This is a genomic window from Pseudomonas sp. B21-023, from assembly GCF_024749165.1.
Taxonomy (GTDB): Bacteria; Pseudomonadota; Gammaproteobacteria; order Pseudomonadales; family Pseudomonadaceae; genus Aquipseudomonas.
On the sequence record NZ_CP087190.1, the window covers coordinates 3542642 to 3554056 of the forward strand.

Below are 11415 nucleotides of genomic sequence, written 5' to 3' on the forward strand. Positions count from 1 at the left end.
GCTTACGTCCGCATGACTTTGTTCCAATCGATCTCATGGCCGGCGGCCTGTAATTCTCGGCCCAACGCCTGCTTCCAGCCATTAGCATCCATGGACTCCCACACCACGCCGGCGAAGTCACTTGGAATCTCCACGGTGCCGCGCTTCAGTGCACACACTTTGTCGCGCCCGAGACGTCCCAGGAAATAGCCCAGTTCAAGCAGGACATTCTGCCGGGCACGGGGCTCCGGCGTGCCACCTTTGACACAGCCCTCATCATCAGGAGTTAGCAGCACCACGGCAAAGTCCACCTCTCCATGCGCTTCGACCTTCTCCATGACGGTGCGGCCGCGATTGGCTTGCTCATGCAGGATGATGGGATCAAAGCCTAGTTGCATCAGAAAACGAGCGACGGTTTCCCTTGCCCCTTCATCATGCCCATGTACTACAAAAACCTTGCGCTGTAGCACTCGCAGAGCGTTATCAACAACGATTGCGGCTTCAGGTGTATCTGCATGCTTTTGATCAGTAAGATCTTCTCGTAGCGTCCGCTGGGCTTCCTTTAGAAGGGCCACTGCATTAGCAATATTCCTACGAGTTGGAGTCAAGTAGTCTATCGGCCCGCCACCTATAAACCTTGAGACATGGCGGAGGCCGGTAGCAGGATGGAAGCGTTGATAAGCTGAGGTATTCTCACCAAAACACCGCTCCAAAGTATCTTTGATAGCTGCTTTCAATGCCGTCAGCTCAGGTGAACTTCCGTTTACCAGAGTGTGCACGTTGAAGTTCTCGAGCTCGGAGATACGCTCGTCTAACCGGGCAAGCCCTCGTTCGATAGCTTGGGGTGTCAGCTGTAGCTTAGGAGCGGTGACGGTATTGGTTGGAGGGTTAGCTCGGGCCATCCTGTGAATCCTTTCTCTTTATCTGATAAAGGACATTATGACCGATAGAAACGGATAGTGGTGGCTGTCTGGGTCGACCTGTCGCCACCGTCAGCTTTGGGTCGAAAGCGACCATCCAGGATTTACCATTTGCAAATCAGTTGGGTGCGAGCATCTGACCATCACCCCCTAAAGGTAAACGGTCCTGAGCAGAACTCAGCCACGAATTCTGATGTACTAAACAGCCCGCAAAATCTGAAAAAACGTAGGGTAAAAAATCTATAAGCGACAAAATTCGAGGACATAAAAAAATCCAGTCACCGCTAAGTGACTGGATTCTTTGGAGTATTTTGGTCGGGACGGAGTGATTCGAACACTCGACCCCTTGCACCCCATGCAAGTGCGCTACCGGGCTGCGCTACGCCCCGACATCATTCTCGATACCGCTGAGAACGTTGAAGAATTTAACCTAACCTTTTGAATAATGGAAGCTTTTTTTCAAAAATTTCCACTCGTCGCCAACCAGGTCACTTCTTCAGAACCACCAACACATCCTCCAACTCCGCAATCATCTGCCGAATCAGCTGCTTGTACTGGCTGGACTCATCCTTGACCTCATCACTGGAGAGCCGCAGTCGCGCCCCGCCAATGGTAAAGCCCTGGTCATACAGCAAAGCGCGGATCTGGCGGATCATCAGCACGTCCTGGCGCTGGTAATACCGCCGGTTGCCACGGCGCTTCACCGGGTTGAGCTGCGTGAATTCCTGCTCCCAGTAGCGCAGCACGTGCGGCTTTACCGCACAGAGCTCGCTGACTTCACCGATGGTGAAGTAGCGTTTGCCCGGGATGGGGGGCAGCTCGTCGTTATGGCTTGGTTCCAGCATAGGCCTCTACCCGGGCTTTCAGCTTCTGCCCTGGACGAAAGGTGACGACGCGGCGCGCAGTGATCGGGATCTCTTCCCCTGTTTTAGGGTTGCGGCCCGGCCGCTGGCGTTTGTCGCGAAGGTCGAAGTTGCCGAAACCGGACAACTTGACCTGCTCGTTGTCTTCAAGCGCGTGCCGAATTTCTTCGAAAAACAGCTCGACCAGCTCCTTGGCCTCACGCTTGTTAAGCCCCAGCTCCTCGTACAGCCTTTCGGCCATCTCAGCTTTCGTCAGAGCACCCATGCCGTTATTTCCTTAACGTGGTGTTCAACCTTTGTTCAAGCGAGGTGAGGATGGTTTGCAGGGTTTCATTCACCTCATCGTCGTTAAGAGTGCGCGATGGATGTTGCCAGGTCAAGCCGACCGCCAGGCTTTTTCTATCAGGATCAATGCCTTTACCCTGGTAGACGTCAAACAGCCTGAGGTCTGTGAGCCATTCGCCCGCATTGTCACGAATTACTTCAAGCACCGAGCTAGAAGCTACATCACGACCTGCGATCAAAGCCAGGTCACGACGGGTTTCCGGGAACTTGGACAGTTCGCTGAACTTCGGCAGGCGGCCTTCGACTACATCGCCGAGCACCAGCTCGAAGACGAACACCGGGCGGTCGAGGCCGAGGGTCTTGGCCAGCTCGGGGTGGATGGCGCCGAGGTAGCCGACTTCCTTGCCGTCGCGCTCGATACGGGCGGTCTGGCCGGGGTGCAGGGCCGGGTGTTTGCCGGCGGCGAAGGTGAAGTCGCTCAGGGCACCGGAGTAACCCAGCAGGGCTTCCACGTCGGCTTTGACGTCGAAGAAGTCGATGCTGTCGCGGCCATTGGCCCAGCCTTCCGGCAGGCGACTGCCGGTGACGACGCCGGCGATCATCGGTTGCTGCTTGAGGTCACCAAGCTGGCCGACGAAGCGCAGGCCGCTCTCGAACAGGCGCACGCGGTCTTGCTGGCGGTTGAGGTTGTGCTGCATGGCCTTGACCAGGCCCGGCCACAACGAGGCGCGCATGGCGGCCATGTCGTTGGAGATCGGGTTGGCCAGCAGCAGCGGTTCGACGCCTGGGGTGAACAGCTCGAACAGTTTCGGGTCGATGAAGCTGTAGGTGATGGCTTCCTGGTAGCCGCGGGCGACCAGCAGGCGGCGCAGGTTCGGCAGCTCGCCACGGGTTTCCGGGCGGGCTTGCGGGGCCAGGCGAGCCTGCGGGTAACGGACCGGCAGGTTGTTGTAGCCATACAGGCGGGCCAGCTCTTCGATCAGGTCGACTTCCAGGCTGACGTCGAAGCGGTGGCTTGGGACGGTGACGGTCCATTCCCCTGCCCCATTGGCGCTGGTGTTCAGCTCCAGGGCGTTGAGCAGCTGCTCGACCTGGGCGGCTTGCATTTGCATGCCGAGCATCTGGGTGATGCGTTCGTCGCGCAGGGTGATCGGCGCGATGTTCGGCAGGTGCTGCTCGCTCACGGCTTCGACTACGGGGCCGGCTTCGCCGCCGACGATCTCCAGCACCAGGGCGGTGGCGCGCTCCATGGCTTCACGGGCCAGTTGCGAATCCACGCCTCGCTCGTAGCGGTGCGAGGCGTCGGTGTGCAGGCCGTAGGAACGGGCCTTGCCGGCGACGGAGATCGGCTCGAAGAAGGCGCTCTCGAGGAACAGGTCGCGGGTCTTCTCGGTGTTGACGCCGCTGTGCTCGCCACCCATCACGCCGGCAATGGCCAGGGCGCGGGTGTGGTCGGCGATCACCAGGGTGTCGGCGCGCAGGGCAACTTCCTGGCCGTCCAGCAGGACGAGTTTCTCACCCTCCTCGGCCATGCGCACGCGGATACCGCCGTTGATTTCGGCGAGGTCGAAGGCGTGCATCGGCTGGCCGAGCTCGAGCATCACGTAGTTGGTGATGTCGACGGCGGCGTCGATGCTGCGCACGTCGCTGCGGCGCAGGCGCTCGACCATCCACAGCGGGGTCGGCTTGCTCAGGTCGACGTTGCGGATCACGCGGCCCAGGTAGCGCGGGCAGGCGGCCGGGGCGCTGACTTCGACCGGGCGCACTTCGTCGTGGGCAGCCGGTACGGCTGGCACCACCGGGCGGGTGACCGGCACGTCGTACAGGGCGCTGACGTCACGGGCAAGGCCGGCGATGGACAGGCAGTCGCCGCGGTTCGGGGTCAGGCCGATCTCGATGCTGGCGTCGTCCAGGTTCAGGTACTGACGGATGTCCTGGCCAACCGGAGCGTCGGCCGCCAGTTCCAGCAGGCCGTCGTTCTCGTCGCTGATCTGCAGCTCGGAAGCCGAGCAGAGCATGCCGAAGGATTCGACGCCGCGCAGCTTGGCCTTCTTGATCTTGAAGTCGCCCGGCAGTTCGGCGCCGATCATGGCGAACGGGATCTTGATGCCTGGGCGGGCATTCGGGGCGCCGCAGACCACCTGGAAGGTCTCTGCGCCGTTGCTTACCTGGCACACGCGCAGCTTGTCGGCGTCCGGGTGTTGTTCGGTGGTGAGGATCTCGCCCACCACGATGCCGCTGAACTGGCCGGCAGCGGGGGTCACGCTGTCGACTTCGAGGCCGGCCATGGACAGGCGGGCGACCAGTTCGTCACGGGAGACTTGCGGGTTTACCCAACCGCGCAGCCACTGTTCACTGAATTTCATGCTGTTCTCCTGAAAGTTGCGTCGATTGGGCCTAGCGGAATTGAGCCAAGAACCGCAGGTCGTTGTCGAAGAACAGACGCAAATCGTTGACGCCATAGCGCAGCATGGCCAGGCGCTCGGCGCCCATGCCGAAGGCGAAGCCCTGATACTCTTCCGGGTCGATGCCGGACATGCGCAGCACGTTCGGGTGGACCATGCCGCAGCCCATCACTTCCAGCCAGCCGGTCTGCTTGCACACGCGGCAGCCCTTGCCGGAACACATCACGCACTGGATGTCGACTTCGGCGCTCGGCTCGGTGAAGGGGAAGAACGACGGGCGGAAGCGCACGGCCAGTTCTTTCTCGAAGAACACCCGCAGGAACTCTTCGATGGTGCCCTTGAGGTCGGCGAAGTTGATGCCGCGATCGACCAGCAGGCCTTCGACCTGGTGGAACATCGGCGAGTGGGTGATATCCGAGTCGCAACGGTACACACGGCCTGGGCAGACGATGCGGATCGGCGGCTGGGTGCTTTCCATGGTGCGCACCTGGACCGGCGAGGTGTGGGTGCGCAGCAGCATGTTGGCGTTGAAGTAGAAGGTGTCGTGCATCGCCCGGGCCGGGTGGTGGCCGGGGATGTTGAGCGCTTCGAAGTTGTGGTAGTCGTCTTCGACCTCAGGGCCTTCGGCGATGCCGTAGCCGATGTGGGTGAAGAACTGCTCGATGCGCTCGAGAGTACGGGTGATCGGGTGCAACCCGCCGGTGGTCTGGCCACGGCCTGGCAGGGTCACGTCGATGCATTCGGCGGCCAGGCGAGCGTTCAGCTCGGCCTCTTCAAAAGCGGCCTTGCGTGCGTTGAGCACGTCGGTGACGCGTTCCTTGGCGTCGTTGATCAGCGCGCCGACCTTGGGGCGCTCTTCGGCTGGCAGGTTGCCCAGGGTCTTCATCACCTGGGTCAGCTCGCCTTTCTTGCCGAGATATTGGACCCGGATCTGTTCCAGGGTAGTGATGTCTTCAGCGCGTTCCACGGCCTCGAGGGCTTGGGCGACCAGCGCGTCCAGGTTTTCCATGTACAGACTCCAGATACGAAAATAGGGGAAGAGCTTTTGAAGGCTCTTCCCCTATCCGATGACGTTTTACACCCGACGGCGCAGGCGCCGCCGGATGATTGTCGTGGGTACTTAAGCCAGTACGGCTTTAGCCTTCTCGACAATCGCAGCAAACGCCGCTTTTTCGTTCACTGCCAGATCAGCCAGAACCTTACGGTCGATTTCGATCGACGCTTTTTTCAGGCCAGCAATCAGACGGCTGTACGACAGACCGTTGGTGCGGGCACCGGCGTTGATACGAGCGATCCACAGTGCGCGGAACTGACGCTTCTTCTGGCGACGGTCGCGGTAGGCGTATTGGCCTGCCTTGATGACCGCTTGCTTGGCAACGCGGAATACGCGCGAGCGCGCACCGTAGTAGCCTTTAGCCAGTTTCAGAATTTTTTTGTGACGCTTACGAGCGATAACGCCGCGCTTAACACGAGCCATGAGTAACTTCCTCTATCTTAACCAGAATTAACGAACGCGCAGCATGCGCTCGACTTTTGCCACGTCAGACGGGTGCAGCAAGCTGGCACCGCGCAGTTGACGCTTACGCTTGGTCGACATTTTGGTCAGGATGTGGCTCTTGAAAGCGTGCTTGTGCTTGAAGCCGGAAGCCGTCTTCAGGAAGCGCTTCGCAGCACCGCTCTTGGTTTTCATTTTTGGCATGTTGGAACTCCGCATTCGAATAAAAATTACACAATAATCATCAGGCCTGCCGTGCCCGGGAGATTACTTCTTCTTTTTGGGGGCGATGACCATCATAAGCTGGCGTCCTTCCATCTTCGGATGCTGCTCAACGGTGCCGTATTCCACGAGGTCAGCTTCGACCCGCTTCAACAGCTCCATGCCCAGCTCCTGGTGGGCCATCTCACGGCCGCGGAATCTCAGAGAGATCTTGGCCTTGTCCCCATCGCTAAGGAAACGTACCAGGTTGCGTAGTTTTACCTGGTAATCCCCTTCTTCCGTCCCTGGACGAAACTTGATTTCTTTGATCTGGATCTGCTTCTGGTTCTTCTTGGCTTCGTTGGCCTGCTTCTTCTTTTCGAAGAGGTGCTTGCCGTAGTCCATCACCTTGCAGACGGGCGGTACCGCGTCTGCAGAGATTTCCACCAGATCCAGCTTCGCTTCATCAGCGATACGCAGCGCTTCATCAATCGAGACGATGCCAATCTGCTCGCCGTCAGCACCAATTAACCGAACCTCGCGTGCCGAGATATTCTCGTTGATCGGGGCTTTCGGTGCAGTTCGTTTATCGTTTCTCATTTCACGCTTAATAGTCATTACTCCGATTCTTGGCGACCACGCCGGGAAACCGCTTGCGACAGCAGCTCAGCGAACTGCGCGACGGGCATCGAGCCCAGGTCTGCGCCTTCGCGGGTGCGCACAGCGACGGTTTGCGTTTCGACTTCGCGATCCCCTATAACCAAAAGATAAGGGACCCGCAGCAACGTATGCTCGCGGATTTTAAAGCCGATCTTCTCATTTCTCAAGTCCGACTTGGCACGGAATCCGCTACCGTTCAGGGCTTTTTCCACCTCGAGGGCGAAATCGGCCTGTTTGTCGGTGATGTTCATGATCACGGCTTGGGTCGGGGCGAGCCAGGCCGGGAACACGCCGGCGTAGTGCTCGATGAGCATGCCGATGAAGCGCTCGAACGAACCGAGGATGGCGCGGTGCAGCATCACCGGGCGCACGCGGCTGTTGTCTTCGGCGATGTAGCTGGCATCCAGGCGCTCGGGCAGGTTCGGGTCGTACTGCAGGGTGCCGCACTGCCAGTTACGGCCGAGGCAGTCGCGCAGGGTGAACTCGATCTTCGGCCCGTAGAAGGCGCCCTCGCCCGGCTGGTATTCCCACTCCAGGCCCGACTCGTTCAGGGCGTCGGCCAGTGCGCCTTCGGCACGGTCCCACAGCTCTTCGGAGCCCACGCGCTTGGCCGGACGGGTCGACAGCTTCATGGCGACGTCGGTGAAACCGAAGTCCTTGTACACGTCCAGGGTCAGCTTGATGAAGTCGGCGGCTTCCTTCTTCACCTGTTCTTCGGTGCAGAAGATGTGCGCGTCGTCCTGCACGAAGCCACGCACGCGCATGATGCCGTGCAGCGCGCCGGACGGCTCGTTGCGGTGGCAGGCGCCGAACTCGGCCAGGCGCAGCGGCAGGTCGCGGTAGGACTTCAGGCCCTGGTTGAACACCTGCACGTGGCACGGGCAGTTCATCGGTTTTACCGCGTAGTCGCGGTTTTCCGACGAAGTGGTGAACATGTTCTCGGCGTAGTTGGACCAGTGGCCGGAACGCTCCCAGAGGATACGGTCGACAACCTGCGGGGTCTTGATTTCCTGGTAGCCGTTTTCACGCTGGACCTGGCGCATGTACTGCTCGAGCACCTGGTACACGGTCCAGCCGTTGGCGTGCCAGAACACCATGCCCGGGGCTTCTTCCTGCAGGTGGAACAGGTCGAGCTGCTTGCCGATCTTGCGGTGGTCGCGTTTTTCGGCTTCTTCGATGCGCTGGATATAGGCGGCCAACTGCTTCTTGTCGGCCCAGGCGGTGCCGTACACGCGTTGCAGCTGCTCGTTCTTGGCATCGCCGCGCCAGTAGGCGCCGCTGAGCTTGGTCAGCTTGAACGCTTTCAGGAAGCGGGTGTTCGGCACGTGCGGGCCACGGCACATGTCGACGTATTCTTCGTGGTAGTACAGGCCCATGGCCTGTTCATCCGGCATGTCCTCGACCAGGCGCAGCTTGTAGTCTTCGCCACGCTGGGTGAACACGTCGATGACTTCGGCGCGCGGGGTCATCTTCTTGACGACGTCGTAGTCCGTGTCGATCAGCTGCTGCATGCGCTTTTCGATGGCGGCGAGGTCGTCCGGGGTGAAGGGACGCTCGTAGGCGATGTCGTAATAGAAGCCTTCGTCGATCACCGGGCCGATCACCATGCGGGCGGTCGGGTACAGCTGCTTCACTGCGTGGCCGATCAGGTGGGCGCACGAGTGACGGATGATCTCCAGTCCCTCTTCATCTTTAGGGGTGATGATCTGCAGGGTGGCGTCGTGGTCGATCTTGTCGCAGGCATCGACGAGCTTGCCGTCGACCTTGCCGGCCAGGGTGGCCTTGGCCAGGCCTGCGCCGATCGAGGCGGCGACTTCGGCTACGGATACCGGCTGGTCGAACGTGCGTTGACTGCCATCGGGAAGAGTAATAACGGGCATGGCGCCTCCTCTCCTAGTGGTGACCCCTACCAAAGGTCACGTGGGTTGGGATGAGCCAGTACAAGATCCGCCCTGCCTTTCCCGCGGGAAAGCCTGCCTCACAGTGGCAGAGACCTTTCGGCCTGCCAGGGACGAACCAGAGTGACTGGAAGGTATAAAAAGAAATGCGCCCGCACAGGGCGTGGCGCAAGGGAGGCATGCTAGCACGGGGCTAGAGCGGCCGGCAGAAATATTTGGAATTTACGCCGTGGCGGTGAACTCTTGCGGAAAATTTCCTATCAGACTTTCTGAAGCAACCTACTCTTGATGAGACCATTAACCAAGGAGTGTCCGGTTATGCGACTTCAGTCCCTTCTGGCCGTCTTTGCCGCAAGTGCCCTGTGGCTGCCCTTGGCTGCCACTGCAGGCGATTTTCCGGCTGGCAAGGAGAAAAACTACATGACCCAGTGCGAGGAAACGGCCAAAGCGCAGGGCGTCGACGCGGCGACTGCGACCAAGCACTGCTCATGCGGCGCCCAAGCCATCAAAAAGAATTTCAACGACAAGGAGATCGAGGACCTCGACAGCAAGGACGGCGTAGACGCCAAGCTGATGCAGAAGGCCCAGCAGGTGGTTCAGGCCAGCTGCAAGCCGAAATAGGCCGGATTTTCCGGCGATCCGTCGCATCTTTTGCCCTGGATCAACATCCTGCGAAGGTAATAGGGGCTAGATGCGAAGAATTAGACTATAGTGTCGTCGGTGCCACTGAAGCTTAGGCGACACTGCACCCCGATAAAAAATCATGTTTCTGGAGATTCACCCCATGTCCAATCGCCAAACCGGCACCGTCAAGTGGTTCAACGATGAAAAAGGCTTCGGCTTCATCACTCCTCAAGGCGGCGGCGACGACCTGTTCGTACACTTCAAGGCCATCGAAACCGACGGTTTCAAAAGCCTGAAAGAAGGCCAAACTGTTTCCTTCGTAGCCGAAAAAGGCCAGAAGGGCATGCAGGCTGCGCAGGTTCGTCCGGAGTAATTTTCGGATAGCTGCAAAAAAACCCGCCCTCGTGGCGGGTTTTTTATTGGGCGCCTGCCAAGGCAGGCTGTACCCCTGGACCCGCAATACCCCTCCGCCCCCCCCCTCCAAGCCCTCCTCATGGCCGGCAAGCGCGACAGCGCGACCTGGGCAAACCGTGATGAATTGCACATATACGCTCCTACCCCCCGTTGGCACTCTGCATCGCAGCCCCGCCCTGGATACCGACACTCGGTCCCGCGGCGTTTGTCCTGCCGACGAGCGATGGAGAGCGATACGTGGACATACTCGGTTGCGATGCCAACACCCTGTCAGAAGCGGTCAAGCGCGGCGCGATCCGTCCGACACAGGTGCTGGACGCCTATTTCCGCCAGGTCGACAAGGTCAACCCGCAGATCAACGCGCTGGTCCAGAGCAACCGGGCAATGGCCTACGAACAGGCGGCATGGATCGAGCGCAACCTGCCCCGCCTGCAGCACAAGCGCCTGCTCGGCGTGCCCTTCAGCGTCAAGAACACCTGCCACGCCCTGGGCTACAGCCCGGACAAAGGCTGCGCTGGCCTCGCCGGCCAGCCCAGCGAGGCCGACGCCACCGTGGTGGCACGCCTGCGTGGCGAAGGCGCGCTGCTGCTGGGCCTGACCAACACCCCCGAGCTGAGCATCGGCTACGAGACCGACAACCTGCTCTACGGGCAAACCCGCAACCCCCATGACCTGAGCCGCAGCCCTGGCGGCAGCAGCGGTGGCGAAGCCGCGCTGATCGCCGCCGGCGGCTCGCTGCTGGGCATCGGCTCCGATGCCAGTGGCAGCCTGCGGGTGCCGGCGCACAACAGCGGCATCTGCACCTTGCGCCTGACTCAGGGCCGCGTGCCCTTGACCGGGCATTTCCCGCTCGACTGCATGGGCATGTTCAGCCCGTTCATCAGCTTCGGGCCGATGGCCCGGAGCATCGCCGACCTGCGCCTGGCCGCGCCGCTGCTGGCCGGCCCCGATGGTCGCGACCCCCATGTGGCCCCGGTGCCCTGGCAGACCGCGCCGGTGCAAGCGCTGGCGAGCCTGCGGGTGGCCTGGTATGCCGACGACGGCATCGCCCCCGCCGAAGCGGACGTGCGCCAGGCCGTGGGCCGCGCCGCCGATGCCCTGCGCGGCGAAGTCGCGCGGCTCGACGAGCGGCGCCCCGAGGTGCTCGGGCAGATTCAGCAACTGCTGGCCGACAGCGTCCTGCTCGGCGGAGACGAGGGCCAGTGGCTCACCGACCTGATCCAGCAACTGAACCTGCGCGAGATCTCGCCACTGCTGCGCGAGTACCACGCCCTGACCCGTCGCAGCCGCCTCACGGTCACCCAGCTGCGCGGTATCTGGATGCAGTTGGACCGCTGTCGCCAGGCAATGCTGCGGTTTCTCGACGACTACGACGTGATCATCTGCCCGGTGGCCGCGACGGTAGCCAAGGGCCACGGCCGCTCCTACGCCGAGGTCGGCGACTTCAGCTATTCGATCTGCTACAGCCTGGTCAACTGGCCGGTGGCGGTGGTGCCTGTGGGCCAGTCCCGCGACGGCCTGCCGATCGGTGTCCAGGTGATCGCCCGGCCCTGGCGCGAAGACCTCGCCCTGCAAGTGGCCGGCCACCTGGAGCAACTGGCGGGCTGGCGCCTGCCGGCCCTGGCCCGGGGCGCCTGACCGCCCTTCCCCCTCCTCCCACGAATCCGCAGG

The 11415-nt window shown here is 61.1% G+C and carries 12 protein-coding genes and 1 tRNA gene; 3 read left to right on the forward strand and 10 right to left on the reverse strand.

What is annotated here, in order from left to right; genetic code table 11:
* Window positions 1-2: 2 nt before the first annotated feature.
* The 10 genes from LOY42_RS15790 to thrS all read right to left on the reverse strand — a co-directional run bounded on the left by LOY42_RS15790 (window position 3) and on the right by thrS (window position 8688).
* Window positions 3-881, reverse strand: coding sequence for a nucleotide-binding protein (locus tag LOY42_RS15790; RefSeq protein WP_258598296.1), 879 nt, complete (start codon window positions 879-881; stop codon window positions 3-5).
* Between the two features lie 330 nt (window positions 882-1211).
* Window positions 1212-1288: transfer RNA gene (locus LOY42_RS15795), tRNA-Pro, on the reverse strand.
* Window positions 1289-1387: 99 nt separating this feature from the next.
* Entirely contained in the window at window positions 1388-1744 is a 357-nt protein-coding gene (locus tag LOY42_RS15800) for a MerR family transcriptional regulator (RefSeq protein ID WP_023629031.1), read from the reverse strand.
* Window positions 1725-2027, reverse strand: a complete 303-nt coding sequence (gene ihfA, locus LOY42_RS15805) for an integration host factor subunit alpha (RefSeq protein WP_009394049.1) — start codon at window positions 2025-2027, stop codon at window positions 1725-1727. The genes LOY42_RS15800 and ihfA overlap by 20 nt, the downstream gene beginning before the upstream one ends.
* 4 nt (window positions 2028-2031) lie before the next feature.
* Window positions 2032-4413: a phenylalanine--tRNA ligase subunit beta gene (pheT, locus tag LOY42_RS15810; RefSeq protein ID WP_111533098.1), complete on the reverse strand. Its 2382-nt coding sequence runs from the start codon at window positions 4411-4413 to the stop codon at window positions 2032-2034.
* 31 nt (window positions 4414-4444) lie between these two features.
* A complete protein-coding gene (pheS, locus tag LOY42_RS15815) occupies window positions 4445-5461 on the reverse strand; it encodes a phenylalanine--tRNA ligase subunit alpha (protein WP_023629191.1) in 1017 nt (338 codons plus the stop codon).
* 111 nt (window positions 5462-5572) lie between these two features.
* Window positions 5573-5929, reverse strand: a complete 357-nt coding sequence (gene rplT / locus LOY42_RS15820; RefSeq protein ID WP_003250671.1) for a 50S ribosomal protein L20 — start codon at window positions 5927-5929, stop codon at window positions 5573-5575.
* 27 nt (window positions 5930-5956) lie between these two features.
* Entirely contained in the window at window positions 5957-6151 is a 195-nt protein-coding gene (gene rpmI / locus LOY42_RS15825) for a 50S ribosomal protein L35 (protein WP_003250667.1), read from the reverse strand.
* Window positions 6152-6214: 63 nt separating this feature from the next.
* Window positions 6215-6766: a translation initiation factor IF-3 gene (gene infC, locus LOY42_RS15830; protein ID WP_172670897.1), complete on the reverse strand. Its 552-nt coding sequence runs from the start codon at window positions 6764-6766 to the stop codon at window positions 6215-6217.
* The gene (gene thrS / locus LOY42_RS15835) at window positions 6766-8688 is read right to left on the reverse strand and encodes a threonine--tRNA ligase (RefSeq protein WP_046856069.1); all 1923 of its coding nucleotides are present in this window, start codon (window positions 8686-8688) and stop codon (window positions 6766-6768) included. The genes infC and thrS overlap by 1 nt, the downstream gene beginning before the upstream one ends.
* 336 nt (window positions 8689-9024) lie before the next feature.
* Here thrS and LOY42_RS15840 point away from each other — a divergent pair, with 336 nt between their 5' ends.
* The 3 genes from LOY42_RS15840 to LOY42_RS15850 all read left to right on the forward strand — a co-directional run bounded on the left by LOY42_RS15840 (window position 9025) and on the right by LOY42_RS15850 (window position 11382).
* Entirely contained in the window at window positions 9025-9327 is a 303-nt protein-coding gene (locus LOY42_RS15840) for a hypothetical protein (RefSeq protein WP_258601232.1), read from the forward strand.
* 163 nt (window positions 9328-9490) lie between these two features.
* Window positions 9491-9703, forward strand: coding sequence for a cold-shock protein (locus LOY42_RS15845; RefSeq protein ID WP_007956027.1), 213 nt, complete (start codon window positions 9491-9493; stop codon window positions 9701-9703).
* A 278-nt stretch (window positions 9704-9981) separates the two neighbouring features.
* The gene (locus LOY42_RS15850) at window positions 9982-11382 is read left to right on the forward strand and encodes an amidase (RefSeq protein ID WP_258598301.1); all 1401 of its coding nucleotides are present in this window, start codon (window positions 9982-9984) and stop codon (window positions 11380-11382) included.
* Window positions 11383-11415: the final 33 nt, after the last annotated feature.